The organism is Actinomadura sp. GC306 (assembly GCF_004348665.1).
Classification (GTDB): Bacteria; Actinomycetota; Actinomycetes; order Streptosporangiales; family Streptosporangiaceae; genus Spirillospora.
In genome coordinates, this window is the sequence record NZ_SMKM01000012.1 from 34,286 (window position 1) to 49,121 (window position 14,836).

At 70.4% G+C, this 14,836-nt stretch carries 13 protein-coding genes; 6 read left to right on the plus strand and 7 right to left on the minus strand.

Annotated features, from left to right (window positions below):
* Nucleotides 1-300: 300 nt before the first annotated feature.
* From E1200_RS03445 to E1200_RS03460, 4 genes are all read left to right on the plus strand, one after another.
* On the plus strand, nt 301-1,209 hold the full coding sequence (locus E1200_RS03445) for an ABC transporter substrate-binding protein (protein ID WP_131950295.1): 909 nt from the start codon (nt 301-303) through the stop codon (nt 1,207-1,209).
* Nucleotides 1,210-1,213: 4 nt separating this feature from the next.
* Nucleotides 1,214-2,128: an amino acid ABC transporter permease gene (locus E1200_RS03450; protein WP_131950296.1), complete on the plus strand. Its 915-nt coding sequence runs from the start codon at nt 1,214-1,216 to the stop codon at nt 2,126-2,128.
* A gap of 62 nt (nt 2,129-2,190) precedes the next feature.
* Nucleotides 2,191-2,943, plus strand: a complete 753-nt coding sequence (locus E1200_RS03455) for an amino acid ABC transporter ATP-binding protein (RefSeq protein WP_165950183.1) — start codon at nt 2,191-2,193, stop codon at nt 2,941-2,943.
* A gap of 76 nt (nt 2,944-3,019) precedes the next feature.
* Nucleotides 3,020-3,988, plus strand: a complete 969-nt coding sequence (locus E1200_RS03460; RefSeq protein WP_131950298.1) for a zinc-binding dehydrogenase — start codon at nt 3,020-3,022, stop codon at nt 3,986-3,988.
* 30 nt (nt 3,989-4,018) lie between these two features.
* Here E1200_RS03460 and E1200_RS03465 read toward each other — a convergent pair whose 3' ends face one another.
* The 7 genes from E1200_RS03465 to E1200_RS03495 all read right to left on the minus strand — a co-directional run bounded on the left by E1200_RS03465 (nt 4,019) and on the right by E1200_RS03495 (nt 12,855).
* Nucleotides 4,019-4,786: a helix-turn-helix transcriptional regulator gene (locus E1200_RS03465; RefSeq protein ID WP_131950299.1), complete on the minus strand. Its 768-nt coding sequence runs from the start codon at nt 4,784-4,786 to the stop codon at nt 4,019-4,021.
* A gap of 7 nt (nt 4,787-4,793) precedes the next feature.
* Nucleotides 4,794-5,615, minus strand: a complete 822-nt coding sequence (locus E1200_RS03470) for a DUF4097 family beta strand repeat-containing protein (protein ID WP_131950300.1) — start codon at nt 5,613-5,615, stop codon at nt 4,794-4,796.
* A gap of 126 nt (nt 5,616-5,741) precedes the next feature.
* A complete protein-coding gene (locus tag E1200_RS03475) occupies nt 5,742-5,924 on the minus strand; it encodes a DUF6104 family protein (protein WP_131950301.1) in 183 nt (60 codons plus the stop codon).
* Between the two features lie 111 nt (nt 5,925-6,035).
* Nucleotides 6,036-9,770, minus strand: coding sequence for a multifunctional oxoglutarate decarboxylase/oxoglutarate dehydrogenase thiamine pyrophosphate-binding subunit/dihydrolipoyllysine-residue succinyltransferase subunit (locus E1200_RS03480; protein WP_131950302.1), 3,735 nt, complete (start codon nt 9,768-9,770; stop codon nt 6,036-6,038).
* A gap of 325 nt (nt 9,771-10,095) precedes the next feature.
* The gene (locus tag E1200_RS03485) at nt 10,096-10,767 is read right to left on the minus strand and encodes an AIM24 family protein (protein ID WP_131950303.1); all 672 of its coding nucleotides are present in this window, start codon (nt 10,765-10,767) and stop codon (nt 10,096-10,098) included.
* A gap of 61 nt (nt 10,768-10,828) precedes the next feature.
* Entirely contained in the window at nt 10,829-11,737 is a 909-nt protein-coding gene (locus E1200_RS03490; RefSeq protein WP_131950304.1) for a glutathione S-transferase family protein, read from the minus strand.
* Between the two features lie 50 nt (nt 11,738-11,787).
* Nucleotides 11,788-12,855, minus strand: a complete 1,068-nt coding sequence (locus E1200_RS03495; protein ID WP_131950305.1) for a dihydrodipicolinate reductase — start codon at nt 12,853-12,855, stop codon at nt 11,788-11,790.
* A 247-nt stretch (nt 12,856-13,102) separates the two neighbouring features.
* Here E1200_RS03495 and E1200_RS03500 point away from each other — a divergent pair, with 247 nt between their 5' ends.
* Nucleotides 13,103-14,005: an SDR family oxidoreductase gene (locus E1200_RS03500; protein ID WP_131950306.1), complete on the plus strand. Its 903-nt coding sequence runs from the start codon at nt 13,103-13,105 to the stop codon at nt 14,003-14,005.
* Between the two features lies 1 nt (nt 14,006).
* A complete protein-coding gene (locus E1200_RS03505; protein ID WP_131950307.1) occupies nt 14,007-14,804 on the plus strand; it encodes an enoyl-CoA hydratase-related protein in 798 nt (265 codons plus the stop codon).
* Nucleotides 14,805-14,836: the final 32 nt, after the last annotated feature.

Here is a 14,836-nt window from a genome sequence, read left to right on the forward strand (position 1 = left end):
TGGCTTTCTTGCGATGCCGCCGCGGTGGGTGCGGCGTGGTGGCCGGTCACCTGGAGGTCATCTCGCGACGTACGGGGGTCACCCGTTGTCCGATTCTCTCATACCGGGTTCCGTGCGCTCCGGGAGCGGGGTGGTGGCAACCGTCACGTGACGGTCACCACAAAGTCATCCGCTACACCCGAACGGAGCCGTTGCGTGATTGTTTCGGACCCTTTATCCAGATCAGAACGGTTCTGCGCCAAAATATGCACCTAACCTGTGGACCTGACCGGTCCACCGCAACCCACCTGGAGGGGGACCATGATCATCGGGTCTCTGCGCCGCCGCGCCGTCGCGGCGAGCGCGCTCGTGCTGACGGGCGCCCTCGCCCTGTCGGCATGTGGCGACAACGGCGACGACACCGAGTCCTCGGGGGGTGCCGCGAACACGAGCGCGGACGCCGAGCTGAGCGCCATGGTCCCGGACGCGATCAAGAGCGACGGCAAGATCGTCGTCGGGGTGGACGCGTCCTACCCGCCGAACGAGTCGGTCGACCCCGGCACGCAGAAGATCGTCGGCTGGGACATCGAGCTCTTCGACGCCGTCGCCGCCAAGCTCGGCCTGAAGACCGAGTACCACAACGCGGGCTTCGACACGATCATCCCGGGCGTCCAGTCCGGCAAGTACGAGATCGGCGTCTCCTCGTTCACCGACAACAAGGAGCGCGAGAAGGTCGTCGACTTCGTCACCTACTACACGGCCGGGACGTCCTGGGCCGCGCTCACCGGCAACCCGAAGGGCGTGAACCCCGACGACGCCTGCGGCAAGAGCATCGGCGTCCAGCAGGGCACCGTGCAGGTCGAGGACCTCACCGCCAAGAGCAAGGAGTGCACCGACGCGGGCAAGCCGGCGATCAAGCAGGTCGTCCGCAAGCAGCAGACCGAGGTGAACAACGACCTCGTCGCGGGCAAGATCGACGCGATGGCGGCCGACTCGCCGATCATCGGTGACGCGATCAAGAAGACCGGCAAGCTGGAGCTCATCGGCGAGGTCTACGACACCGCGCCGTACGGCTACGCGCTCGGCAAGAACGCCGGCCAGTTCAAGGACGCCCTGCTCGGCGCGGTCAAGGCGCTGATCGCCGACGGGACCTACACGAAGATCCTGACGGAGAACGGCGTGGAGAGCGGCGCGATCACCGAGCCGAAGATCAACGCCGCCGAGAGCTGATCGGATGACGGTCGACGACGACGTCGAGAAGGGACGGCCCGAAGCGATCCGGGCCGTCCCCGTCCGGCATCCCGGCCGCTGGATCGCGGCGGCGGTCGTGCTGGTGCTCATCGCGATGTTCGTCAACTTCCTGTTGACGAGCGACGCGCTGAACTGGGCCGAGCAGCGCAAGTACATCTTCTCCGTCGCGGTGCTCAAGGGCGTCCGCAACACCATCCTGCTGACCATCGCCGCGATGGTCGGCGGGATCGCGCTCGGCACCGTTCTCGCGCTCATGCGGCTGTCCCCGAACCCGCTGCTGAGCGGCGCGGCCTGGTTCTACCTGTGGTTCTTCCGCGGCACGCCGCTCTACACGCAGCTGCTGATCTGGGGCGCCATCGGGTCGCTGCTGCCCACCATCGGGGTCGGCATCCCGTTCGGGCCGGAGTTCCACACCTGGCAGACCCAGGCCCTGGTGACGGCCATGATCGCCGCGGGGCTCGGGCTGATCCTCAACGAGGCCGCCTACATGGCGGAGATCGTCCGGGCCGGGATCCTGTCGGTGGACGAGGGCCAGCAGGAGGCGGCGAGCGCGCTCGGCATGTCGCGGATGCAGACCATGCGCCGCATCGTGCTGCCGCAGGCGATGCGGGTGATCATCCCGCCGACCGGCAACGAGGCGCTCTCGACGATGAAGAACACCTCGCTGGTCGCGGCCATCCCGTTCAGCGAGCTGACGTTCACCGCGCAGACCATCTACGCCAACACGTACCAGATCGTCCCGATGCTGATCATGGCGTGCCTGTGGTACCTGTTCCTGTCCTCGCTGATGATGATCGGCCAGCACTACCTGGAACGCCACTACAGCCGCGGGGTCGGCCGGGGCACGACGCCGCGCGAGCCGCGGATCCGCCTCCGGGGCGGAGGCGGCGGCCAATGAGCGGAGGTGACGGCGTGACCGACCCCCTCGCCAATACCCCGGCGCCGGAGAGCGGCGGGCTGATGGTGAAGGCCGAGCGGGTGCACAAGTCGTTCGGCCGACTGGAGGTGCTCAAGGGCGTCGACCTGGAGGTGCGGCAGGGCGAGGTGATGTGCGTCGTCGGGCCGTCCGGGTCCGGGAAGTCGACGTTCCTGCGCTGCATCAACCACCTGGAGAAGATCAACGCCGGCCGGCTGTGGGTGAACGGCCACCTGGTCGGCTACCGGGAGCAGGGCGGCAAGCTCTACGAGCTGCGCGACCGGGAGGTCTCCGCGCAGCGCCGCGAGATCGGCATGGTGTTCCAGCGGTTCAACCTCTTCCCCCACATGACGGCGCTGGAGAACGTCATGGGGGCGCCGGTCTGGGTCAAGCGGCAGCCGAAGGACCAGGTCAAGAAGCAGGCCCTCACCCTGCTGGAGCGCGTCGGGCTGGCCAGCAAGGCGAACGTCTATCCAGGGCAGCTGTCCGGCGGGCAGCAGCAGCGGGTGGCGATCGCGCGGGCGCTCGCCATGGAGCCCGCGCTGATGCTGTTCGACGAGCCGACCTCCGCGCTGGACCCCGAGCTCGTCGGGGAGGTCCTGGACGTCATGAAGCAGCTCGCGCTCAGCGGCATGACCATGGTCGTGGTCACCCACGAGATGGGCTTCGCCCGCGAGGTCGGCGACTCGCTGGTCTTCATGGACGACGGCGTCGTGGTCGAGGAGGGCACGCCCCGCGAGGTGCTCGCCAACCCGCGGCACCAGCGCACCCAGGACTTCCTGTCCAAGGTCCTCTGACCGGTTCGCGTGAGCGGCCCGCCCCCGGCCGGGGGCGGGCCGCCCGCGGTTCCGGCCGGGCCGTTAGTGTGCGTTCATGTTCGCTGTCACCGCTACGCAGATCGACGCAGACAATCCGCTGGACGGGCTGGCCGTGGGGGAGGCGCCCGAGCCCGAGGCACCGGACGGCTGGACGACCGTCACGGTCAAGGCCGCGGCGCTCAACCACCACGACCTGTGGTCGCTCAAGGGCGTCGGCCTGTCCGCCGACAGGCTCCCGATGATCCTCGGCTGCGACGCGGCCGGGGTGGACGAGGACGGCAACGAGGTCATCGTCCACTCGGTGATCGGCGACCCGGCGCGGGGCGGCGGCGACGAGACCCTCGACCCGAAGCGGTCGCTGCTGTCGGAGACCCACCCGGGGACGCTGGCCGAACGGGTCGCGGTGCCGCGCCGCAACCTCGTCCCGAAGCCCGCCGAGCTGTCGTTCGAGGAGGCGGCCTGCCTGCCGACGGCGTGGCTCACCGCCTACCGGATGCTGTTCGACAAGGCCGGTCTGCAGCCCGGCTCGTCGGTCCTGGTGCAGGGCGCGGGCGGCGGCGTCGCGACCGCCGCGATCGCGCTGGCCTCGGCCGCCGGCTACCGCGTCTACGCGACGAGCCGCAGCGAGGACAAGCGCGCGCGGGCGCTGGAGCTCGGGGCGGACGCCGCCCTGGAGACGGGCGCGCGGCTCCCCGAGCGGGTCGACGCCGTCATCGAGACGGTCGGGCAGGCGACGTGGTCGCACTCGCTGAAGTCGCTGCGGCCGGGCGGCCGGATCGTGGTGTCGGGCGCCACCAGCGGCCAGGTGCCGCCCGCCGAGCTGAACCGGGTGTTCTTCCTGCAGCTGCAGGTGATCGGCTCGACGATGGGGACGCGCGACCAGCTGGAGCGGCTCGCGCGGTTCCTGGTCAAGACGGGGACCCGGCCGCTGATCGACCGGACGCTGCCGCTGAGCCGGGCCCGGGAGGGCTTCGCCGCGATGGAGGCCGGCGACCTCTTCGGGAAGATCATCTTCACGCCCTGACCTCGTGCCGCCGTGGCCGGGGCGTCCCGGTCACGGCGTGCCGCAGCCCGGGTCCCCGCCTCCCGCGGCCTTGCCGTCGGGGTCGCGGTGAAGGACCTCGTCCTTCAGGCGGGCGCACGTCTCGTCGAGGATCGCCTGGACGGCGGCGAGGCCGTCCTCGTCCAGCCGGGACCTCGTCGCCGACTTGCGGACGTCCTCGACGAACGTGCGGAGCAGCCGCTCCAGCTTGAGGCGGGCGACGTCCTCGCGGGTGCCGGTGGCGGTCTTCCAGGCGTCGTCCCAGTTCTGCCGCCACTCCTCCTTCCACGCCTGCTTCTGCTCGCGCCAGAACTCCTTCTGCCGCCGCCACTCGTCCTTCTGCCGGTCGGTGGTCTCCTTCCACGCCTCCTTGGACGTGGCCTTGCCCTGGTCGCGCATCGTGCGGGCGGCCTGGGTGAGCTCCTCGCGCAGCGTCCGGACGGTCTGCCGGACGTCCTCCTGCACCCCGCGCGCGAACTCCTGCGCGGACGCGGAGATCTCCTCCTCCAGGTCCGCCAGCTCGTCCATCCGGCGCTCCAGCTCCTCGCGGCCCTTGGCGGTCAGCGAGTACACCTTCTTGCCCTTGATCACCTCGTGGGTGACCAGGCCCTCCGCCTCCAGCCGGGCCAGCCGCGGGTAGATCGTGCCGGGGGAGGGGGAGTAGACCCCGAGGAAGCGGTCCTGCAGGTGCCGGATCACCTCGTAGCCGTGCCGCGGGCTCTCCTCCAGCAGCTTCAGCAGGTACAGCCGCAGGCGACCGTGGCCGAAAACGGGGCTCACGCGGTCCTCACTTCTCCATCCGGGGGGCGGTGGTGCCGGGCGCGTCGTCGCGGCCGAGGAGGGTGACCGGGCCGGACACCGTGTTGACGGTGAGCCGTCCCGTGCCGTCGCCGAGCTTCCCGGTGACGCTGCGGGCCACGGGCCGCTCCTGGCGGCCGAGCTCGGCGAAGGTCGTGTCGATCGCCCCGGCGGCCGAGTTCAGCGTGACCTGCGCGTCCGCGGACTCGGGGATGCGCAGCGCGACCGCGCCGGAGACGGTGTTGACGTCCACGCGGCCGTCGCGGGCCAGGTCGACGTCGGCGGCGATGCGGCCGCTGACGGCCCGCGCCGCGAGCCGGCCGAGCGAGCCGCCGGCCAGCGACAGGTCGCCGGACACGGACGTGAACGACACCGTCCCGTCCAGGCCCTGCGCCTCGACCGCGCCGGAGACGGTGTTGGCGTCGATCGCGCCCGCGACCTCGTCGAGTGTCACGTCGCCGGAGGCGCTCTTGATGGACGTGCGGGCCGTCATGCCCGTCACGACGGCGTCCGCGGACACCAGGTTGAGGGTGACGGGGCAGTCGTGCGGGACGGTCACCGTGATGGACGCGCGGCACTTCTGGGTGCGCAGCCAGTGCAGCACGCCCTCCCACAGGTTCTCGTGGGTGATCGTCAGCATCCCCGCCTCATGGGTGATCACCAGCGGCGGGCCCTCGACGTCGCCGACGATGACGGACGGGCGCTCGTCCGAGGCGAGCACGGAGACGTCTCCGGTGATCAGCGTGGCGCGCAGCGCGACGACGCCGTCGAAGTCGAGGGTGGTCGGTTCGTCGATCGTCCAGCGCGACATCGGGTGCTGCCCCTTCGTCCGAGCGTCCTGTGATCAGTAAACACGATATGTCTCGTTCGCCGGAAGTCAAGATGTATCGCGTCACCGGCCGGGGGTCGGCGCCGCGCCGCCCCGCCCCCGGGGGGATCACTCGTCGTCGTCCTCGTCGTCCAGCCGCGCCAGCCACGTGGCGAGCCGCTCGACGGGCGTCTCGAACTCGGGGTTGAGGTCCACGAACTCGCGGAGCCGCTCCGCCAGCCACGTGAGACTGACCTCCTCCTCCCCGCGCCGGTCCGTCAGCTCCTCGATGCCCCGATCGGTGAAGTACATGGCCTGTTCCACTTCCTACGACGCCGCTTCACGACACCGAGGGCTCCGGTGCGGCGCACCGGAGCCCTCGGATCTCCCGTCACTCCAGCCGGGGAGCCCCCGGCGGACCCGCTACTTCTGCTCGCCGAACACCCGGGCGATGAGGGCCTCCTGCTCCGCCTGGTGCAGCATCGCCGACCCCACCGCCGGCGACGACGACGCCGGCCGCGACACCCGCGACATCCGCAGGCCCTCGATGTGGTGCGGCAGCTTCAGCGCCATGAACGGCCAGGCGCCCATGTTCGCCGGCTCGTCCTGCACCCACACGACCTCGGCGTCCGCCGGGTACTTGGCCAGCTCCGCCTTGATCTCGTCGACCGGCGGCGGGTACAGCCGCTCGACCCGGACCATCGCGGTGTCGGTCGCGCCCGCGCTCTGCCGCGCCTTCACCAGGTCGTAGTAGATCTTGCCGGTGGTGAGCAGCACCCGCCGCACGCCCTTCGGCTCGATCGCCGGGTCGCTCTCCGGGATCACCGGCTGGAACGCGCTGCCGGTGATCTCCGAGACCGGGGACGTGGCCGCCTTCAGCCGCAGCAGCGACTTCGGCGTGAACACGACCAGCGGCTTGTGCCGGCCCGCCAGCACCTGCCAGCGCAGCAGGTGGAAGTAGTTCGCCGGGGTCGTCGGGTACACCACGGTCATGTTGTCCTGCGCGCACAGCTGCAGGAAGCGCTCGATGCGCCCCGACGAGTGGTCCGGCCCCTGGCCCTCGTAGCCGTGCGGCAGCAGCAGCACCACGCCGGAGTGCTGGCCCCACTTCTGCTCGCCCGACGAGATGTACTCGTCCACGACGGTCTGGGCGCCGTTGGCGAAGTCGCCGAACTGGGCCTCCCAGCAGACCAGCGCGTCCGGGCGGGTCATCGAGTAGCCGTACTCGAAGCCCATCGCCGCGTACTCGCTGAGCAGCGAGTCGTGCACGTAGAACTTCGACACGCCCTGCCCGAACTGCTTGAGCGGGGTGTACTCCTCGCCGGTCTTGCGGTCGACGAGGACCGCGTGCCGCTGGCCGAACGTCCCGCGCCGGGTGTCCTGGCCGACGAGCCGCACCGGGTGGCCGTCGATCAGCAGCGAGCCCATCGCCAGCAGCTCGCCGGTCGCCCAGTCGATCGCGTCGTCCTCGATCATCTGCGCACGGCGCTGCAGGATCGGCTGCAGCCGCGGGTGCGGCGTGAAGCCCTCCGGCAGGCTGACCTGCGACTCGATGAGCCGCTTCACGGTCTCCTGCGAGATCGCCGTCGGCGCCTTGCCGTGGTCGATCGGGATGCGCTCCTCGACGTCCGGCTTCACCACCGAGCCCGGCTCCTGCGGCCGCTTCGCCGCCTCGCGGGTCTCGGTGAAGGCGCGCTCCAGCTGCTCCTGGTAGTCGCGCAGCGCCTGCTCGGCCTCCTCGACCGTGATGTCGCCGCGGCCGATCAGCGCCTCGGTGTACAGCTTGCGCACCGACCGCTTCGCGTCGATCAGGTCGTACATCAGCGGCTGGGTGAACGAGGGGTTCTCGCCCTCGTTGTGGCCCCGGCGCCGGTAGCAGACCATGTCGATGACGACGTCCTTCTTGAACGTCTGCCGGTACTCGAACGCCAGCCGCGCGACCCGCGCGCACGCCTCCGGGTCGTCGCCGTTGACGTGGAAGATCGGCGCCTGGATCATCCGGGCCACGTCGGTGGAGTACACGCTGGAGCGCGAGTACTCGGGCGCGGTGGTGAACCCCACCTGGTTGTTGATCACGACGTGCACGGTGCCGCCGGTGCGGTAGCCGCGCAGCTGCGACAGGTTCAGCGTCTCGGCGACCACGCCCTGCCCCGCGAACGCGGCGTCGCCGTGCAGCAGCACGGGCAGCACGCTGAAGCCGGCCTCGCCGACGTCCAGCACGTCCTGCTTGGCGCGGACGACGCCCTCCAGGACCGGGTCGACCGTCTCCAGGTGCGACGGGTTCGCCACCAGCTCGCAGTGGATCTTGGAGCCGTCGTCGGCGACGAAGTCCCCGGACGCGCCGAGGTGGTACTTCACGTCGCCCGAGCCCTGCGCGCTGCGCGGGTCGAGGTTGCCCTCGAACTCGCCGAAGATCTGCCCGTAGGACTTGCCGACGATGTTCGCGAGGACGTTCAGCCGGCCGCGGTGCGCCATGCCGATGACGACCTCGTCCAGGCTGGCCTTCGCCGCCGCCGAGATCACCGAGTCCAGCAGCGGGATGACGGACTCGCCGCCCTCCAGCGAGAACCGCTTCTGCCCGACGAACTTCGTCTGCAGGAACGTCTCGAACGCCTCGGCGCTGTTCAGCCTGCGCAGGACGTGCAGCTGCTCCTCGCGCGACGGCTTCTCGTGCGGGACCTCCACGCGCTCCTGGATCCAGGCGCGCTCCTCGGGGTCCTGGATGTGCATGTACTCGATGCCGACGGTGCGGCAGTACGCCATCCGGAGCACGCCGAGGATGTCGCGCAGCTTCATCGTGGCCTTGCCGCCGAACCCGCCGGTCGCGAACTCGCGCTCCAGGTCCCACAGCGTCAGGCCGTGCTGGAGGATGTCGAGGTCGGGGTGGCGGCGCTGCTTGTACTCCAGCGGGTCGGTGTCGGCCATCAGGTGGCCGCGCACCCGGTAGGCGTGGATCAGCTCGTGGACGCGGGCGACCTTGGCGACGTCGTCCTCGTGCGAGGCGGAGATGTCCTTGACCCAGCGCACCGGCTCGTACGGGATGCGCAGCGCCTCGAAGATCTCGTCGTAGAAGCCGTCCGCGCCGAGCAGCAGCTCGTGGATGCGGCGCAGGAAGTCGCCGGACTGCGCGCCCTGGATGATCCGGTGGTCGTAGGTGGAGGTCAGCGTCATCGTCTTGCTGATCCCCATGCGCGACAGCGTGTCGCTGGACGCGCCCGCGAACTCCGCCGGGTACTCCATCGACCCCACGCCGATGATCGTCCCCTGGCCGGCCATCAGCCGCGGCACCGAGTGCACCGTCCCGATCGTGCCCGGGTTCGTCAGGCTGATCGTGGTGCCCTGGAAGTCCTCGATGGTGAGCTTGTTGTTGCGCGCCTTGCGGACGATCTCCTCGTAGGCGGCCCAGAACTGGCGGAAGTCCAGCGTCTCGGCGGCCTTGATGCTCGGCACCACCAGCTGCCGCGACCCGTCGCTCTTCTGCAGGTCGATCGCCAGCCCGAAGTTCACGTTCTCCGGCCGGATCATGACCGGCTTGCCGTCCACCTCGGTGTAGGCGGCGTTCATCTCCGGCATCGCGGCGAGCGCCTTGACCGTCGCGTACCCGATCAGGTGGGTGAACGACACCTTGCCGCCGCGGCCGCGCTTCAGGTGGTTGTTGATGACGATCCGGTTGTCGATCAGCAACTTGGCCGGGATGGTGCGCACGCTCGTCGCGGTCGGCACCGCCAGGCTCGTCTCCATGTTGGAGGCGGTCCGGGCGGCGGCGCCGCGCAGCCGCACCTCTTCGGCGCCCTCGGGCACCGGCGGGGGCGCGGGCTTGGCGGGCTTGGCTGCCTTGGGCGCGGCCTTCGCCTTGCCCTTCGCCGGGGCCTTGGGGGGCTCGACCGGCCGCGCCGGTGTCGGCGGGGCGGCCGCGGCACCGTTCGGAGACTTCGGGGCCGCGCCCGCGGCGGGGGCCTGGGGCGCCTCGGGGGACGCGGACTTCTTCGGTCCGGGCCGGCTGTCCGGCTGGTAGTCCGAGAAGAAGCTCCACCAAGCCTCATCAACCGAGGTCGGGTCCTCGAGGTACTTCTGGTACAGCTCGTCGACCAGCCATTCGTTGGCACCGAAGTCGGTCATCGTTGGGTCGGCACTTGATTGCGACGACTCTGTCGACACGGCGGAGATCGCCCTCTTCCGCAGCTCGCAGGTAATTTCTTAGACCCGTCAAGGCTACTCGCTCCAGACCTTGTCCGCGCGTGCAGTGCGTCCTGCGCTCAGGTTCCGCGGGCTTCGCCGGCGGGCGCGACCGATCAGCGACCACCGAGACCACGCGACGACCTGAACCGTCGCGATCGCGTCCGAAGGCAGGTTTCGAGCGAAGCAAGAAACCTGATCGCGCAGCGAGCCCCCAGGGCGAGTCGAAGCGATGCAGCGATCGCACGCATTGCCCGTTGAAGGAAAGGCGCTCCAGCGCCTGACCGCCAAGGGCAATGCCATGAGCTCAGTGCGTGTGGGGGGCTACGGTCGGGCCTTCGCTGGCCTGGACGAGGACGAAGCCCTGGCCCTGGAAGGCGAGCTGCATGGCCTCGCCGCTGCCGCGTCCGATCAGGGCGCCGGCCTTGAAGGTGCGGTTGACGCCGACCTGGAGGCCGGTGCTCCACGCGACGGCGGACTGGCCGTCCACGAAGGTGGGGGCGCGGCCGCAGTCGAGCATGACGGGGGTGCCGTGGGTGGTCAGCGCGACCCAGCCGGTGCCGGTGAGCGTGGTGTTGAACAGGCCGCCCGCGGCGATGCCCGCGCCCTGGACGCGCTGGATGTCCGACTGCAGGTGCGCGTCGTAGGCGAGGATGTTGGCGCCGTTGACGGTCAGGCCCTCGTTCTCCAGGTAGAACAGGTGGATGTCGTCGGCGTCGTTGGCGACGAACAGCAGGCCCTGGCCCTTGACGCGCATCGTCGGGACGCCCTCGCCGGTGAGGGCCTTCTTCATGAACTTGCCGATGCCGCCGGAGCCCTCGTAGTCGAACTCCATCTGGCCCTGGAAGGCCACCATGGAGCCCTGGCGCGCCAGGACGTCGCCGTTGAGGTGGATCCGGAGCATCTTGGAGTTCTGGAGGGCGAAATGACCGGGGAGCTGCTGCCCCTGGTCCATGTTTCCGAAGAACTGGCTGCGCATGGTCGGGTTCGTGCCTCTCGTATGGATTGCTGCGGTTCGTCAGCATAACGAGATGCCGAGGTCAGCGAGCCCGATCGTGCGGAGCGGTCCAGTCGATGAAGGGGCCCTTCGGGACGACCCCGGACGGGTTGATGTTCCGCTGCGTCACGTAGTAGTGGCGCTTGATGTGGTCGAAGTTCGTGGTCTCGCCGAACGCGGGGACCGAGTACAGGTCGCGGGCGTAGCCCCACAGGTTCGGGTACTCCGCCAGGTGGCGCACGTTGCACTTGAAGTGCGAGTAGTAGACGGCGTCGAACCGCGCGAGCGTGGGGTAGAGGCGGACGTCGGCCTCGGTGATCCGGTCGCCGAAGAGGTACCGCCGGTCGGACAGGCGCTCCTCCAACTGGTCGAGGGTGCCGAAGAGCGCGTCGACCGCGTCCTCGTAGGCGTCCTGGGCGGTGGCGAATCCGCACTTGTAGGCCCCGTTGTTGACGGTCCGGTAGACGAGGTCGTTCAGCTCGTCGATCTCCGCGCGCAGCGCCTCCGGGTACAGGTCGGGCGCGTCCGCCCGGTGCTGCGCGGTGAACTCCGTCTCCATCATCGTGGTGATGTTCGGGAAGTCGTTCGTCACCAGCCGCCCGGTCTCGGTGTCCCAGATGCAGGGGACGGTGTAGCGGCCCTCGAACGAGGGGTCGGTGCCGAGGTACAGCTCCGACAGGAACTCCGCCCCGGTGACCGGGTCGCGCTCCGGCAGCCGCCAGCCGCGCTCGTCGCGGATCGGGTCCACGACGGCGACGCTGATCGCGTCCTCCAGGCCCAGCAGGCGCCGGACGATCAGGGTGCGCTGCGCCCACGGGCACGCGTACGAGACGAACAGCCGGTACCGGCCGGCCTCCGCGGGGTACCCGCTCGATCCGTCGGCGGTGATCCGCTCGGTGAAGCGGTTCGCCTGCCGGACGAACCGGCCCCCCTCGACCTCTTGGACGCTCATGCCGTGCTCCTCCCGTCGGCGGGCTCCGCCGCCCACGATAGCCGCCGCGCTCAGAGCCGCATCCGGCCGCCGATCATCGGCAGGTCGAGGTGGGTGCGGATGCCCGGCTCGGCGGCGCACACGGCCGGGACGGCGTTCAGCGCGTGCGACGCGGCGGCGGAGATCGGGTCGGACACCCATTCCGTGTCGGCCGCCAGCGTGAGGGAGGGCTCGCCGTCCACGCGGATCGAGTACCCGGGGCGGCCCCACTCGTCGCACATCCCGCCGGCGTCGGCCTTGTGCACGACCTCGATGGTGATCACCGGGCGCCCGCCGGCCAGGCCGCTGAACGTCCAGCGGGCGGCGGCGACCGTCCCGCGGGGGATCGGCCCGGCGGCGGTGGTGAGGTCGCCGCGGGCGAGCCGGTGCTCCACGTCGACGTCGATCTCGTCCAGGTCGATCCCGAGCCCGGCCGCGACCAGGTGCAGGCTCTCGGAGAACAAGGCCCGCATCGCAGTGCGGGCGGGCCGCAGCGCACGCCGGTAGGCGTCCTCGTCCTTGCCGAAGCCGAGCATGTGGTGGACCATCCGCCAGGACGGGTGCAGGGCGAAGTCGGAGACCTCCCGGGCGTAGACGTGGGTGATCCGCCGGGACAGCCGCGTCAGCATCAGCGGCATGGCGTCGGCCATGAACCCGTTGCTGATCCCGCTGCCGTGCACCGAGGCGCGGCCCCGCTTGCACGCCTGCTCCAGTTCACCGGCGTAGTGCGGGCCGTGGGCCCGCGGGTAGAGGAAGCCGCTCAGGGAGACGACGTTCTTGCCCGACGCCAGCAGCGCGCACACGAGATCGAGTTCGGCGGCCCGGTCGGGCGTCGGGCCCGGCGCGTAGACGACGCAGTCGGCGTCGATGCCGAGGATGTCGTCGAGGTCGCCGGTCGCGGTGACCCCCACGGGGTCGCGTCCGGCGAGGACTCCGGCGTCGATTCCGGCCTTGGCGGGCGTGTGGACCCAGGCACCGGCCAGTTCCATGTCGTCCCGGGCGAGGACGCCCCTGATCACGCTCCGGCCCACCGCGCCCGTCGCCCACTGCACGATGCGGTAGCGGCGGGGGCCGGGCGGGAACGCGTCGGCTGTGCTCATCGAGACGGAACCTCCGTTGTTCCTCGCGGCGTCGATGAGGGGACCCGTACACCGAGAAGGGTACGGCGAAAACGGCATTCGCCGCATCTTGCTCTTGGGTCCCATGGCGCACAGGACTGGCCGCCCGCCAGGGTGGGAAGAAAAGACCGGGGGCCGCAGCCGAGCGGGATTCGGTTTAGTGGTACCACTTGGTAACCCCCGGATGATTACCTGGGGGCCGTAGTCGGTGCGATGTGAGGAGACAGGGATGTCGGAACTGCGCTACGACGGCCGCGTGGCGGTCGTGACCGGGGCCGGGCACGGCCTCGGCCGCCAGCACGCGCTGGAGCTCGCCGCGCGCGGCGCCAAGGTCGTCGTGAACGACCTCGGCGGCGACCGGTCCGGTGTCGGCGCCTCCGCCGGCCCCGCCCAGGAGGTCGTGGACGAGATCAAGAAGAACGGCGGCGAGGCCGTCGCCAACCCCGACAACGTCGCGACCCCCGAGGGTGCGCAGGCGATCATCAAGACCGCGCTGGACGAGTTCGGCAAGGTCGACATCGTCGTCAACAACGCGGGCATCCTGCGCGACAAGTCGTTCAAGAACATGGCGCCGGAGGAGTTCGACGCGGTCATCGCCGTCCACCTGCGGGGCTCGTTCCTCGTCTCCAGCGCCGCCTGGGCGCACCTGCGCGAGCAGGGCTACGGCCGGATCGTCAACACGTCCTCGCCCGCGGGCCTGTTCGGCAACTTCGGGCAGGCGAACTACGCCACGGCCAAGATGGGCCTGGTCGGCTTCACCAAGACCCTCGCGCAGGAGGGCGCCAAGTACAACATCAAGGCCAACGCGATCGCCCCGGTCGCCTGGACCCGGATGACCGAGGACCTCCTGCCCGCCGACTTCGCCGACAAGCTCGGCGTCGAGCAGGTCACGCCGCTGGTCGCCTACCTCGTCCACGAGAGCAACGAGGACTCCGGCGAGGTCTACACCGTCGGCGGCGGCCGCATCGCGAAGATCTTCGTGGCGGAGGGCCCCGGCTACGGCCAGAAGGAGACGCTGAGCGTGGAGGACGTCCGCGACAACTGGGCGGCCATCAACGCGGGCGAGCCGCTGACCGTCTTCAAGAACGTGGGCGAGCAGATGGGCCCCCTCATCCAGCAGCTCACCTCCTGACTTGGGCGGCATCAAGCTCGACCGGCGGGACGGGGTCCTCACGATCACCCTGTCCCGCCCGGAGCGTCTGAACGCCGTCGACGGCGCACTGACCGAGGAGATGCTCGACGTCCTCAACGAGCTGGCGCGCGATCCCGACACCCAGGTGGTCGTGCTGACCGGCGAGGGCCGCGGCTTCTGCTCGGGCATGGACATCCAGGGCGGCGACCCGGGTCAGGAGAGCTCGGAGGGGCGCGTCCAGCGCCTCTACCGGGGCATCGCCCGCGGCGGCGAGGTCACCGCGCGGCTGCGGGAGATCCCGCAGCCGGTGATCGCGGCGCTGCGCGGCCCGGTCGCCGGCATGGGCGTGTCCTGGGCGCTGGCCTGCGACATGCGGGTCGCCGACCCGACGACCCGGTTCGTCGTGCCGTTCACCAACCTCGGCCTGTCGGCCGGCGACTGCGGCCTCTCCTGGCTGCTGCCCCGCCTGGTCGGCCCGGCGAGGGCCGCGGAGATCTTCTATCGCGCCCAGCGGCTGGACGTGTCCCGCGCCGAGGCCCTGGGCCTGGTCACCGAGATCAGCGCCGAGGGCGCGGACCTGGAGGCCGCGCACGCCCTGGCCGACGAACTGCTGGCGAAGTCCCCGTACGGCCTCCGCCGCACGAAGGAACTCCTCAACATGGCGCTGGACGCCCCGGGCCTGCGAGCCCAGCTCCAGGCCGAAACCGCGGTCCAGACCCTGGCCTTCTTCACCGAAGACCTCCCGGAGGGCATGACCGCGACCATGGAGAAACGCCCCCCGAAGTTCAACAACCGCTGACGGGCCGTGCGGCCGCCCACCCCCGGCCGCAC

What these genes read in the sequence shown, in the direction of transcription:
- E1200_RS03495 (WP_131950305.1), bottom strand. Translation starts at nt 12,855, where the DNA reads ATGAGCACAGCCGACGCGTTCCCGCCCGGCCCCCGCCGCTACCGCATC.
- E1200_RS03455 (WP_165950183.1), top strand. Translation starts at nt 2,191, where the DNA reads ATGGTGAAGGCCGAGCGGGTGCACAAGTCGTTCGGCCGACTGGAGGTG.
- E1200_RS03490 (WP_131950304.1), bottom strand. Translation starts at nt 11,737, where the DNA reads ATGAGCGTCCAAGAGGTCGAGGGGGGCCGGTTCGTCCGGCAGGCGAAC.
- E1200_RS03445 (WP_131950295.1), top strand. Translation starts at nt 301, where the DNA reads ATGATCATCGGGTCTCTGCGCCGCCGCGCCGTCGCGGCGAGCGCGCTC.
- E1200_RS03460 (WP_131950298.1), top strand. Translation starts at nt 3,020, where the DNA reads ATGTTCGCTGTCACCGCTACGCAGATCGACGCAGACAATCCGCTGGAC.
- E1200_RS03475 (WP_131950301.1), bottom strand. Translation starts at nt 5,924, where the DNA reads ATGTACTTCACCGATCGGGGCATCGAGGAGCTGACGGACCGGCGCGGG.
- E1200_RS03450 (WP_131950296.1), top strand. Translation starts at nt 1,214, where the DNA reads ATGACGGTCGACGACGACGTCGAGAAGGGACGGCCCGAAGCGATCCGG.
- E1200_RS03470 (WP_131950300.1), bottom strand. Translation starts at nt 5,615, where the DNA reads ATGTCGCGCTGGACGATCGACGAACCGACCACCCTCGACTTCGACGGC.
- E1200_RS03485 (WP_131950303.1), bottom strand. Translation starts at nt 10,767, where the DNA reads ATGCGCAGCCAGTTCTTCGGAAACATGGACCAGGGGCAGCAGCTCCCC.
- E1200_RS03500 (WP_131950306.1), top strand. Translation starts at nt 13,103, where the DNA reads ATGTCGGAACTGCGCTACGACGGCCGCGTGGCGGTCGTGACCGGGGCC.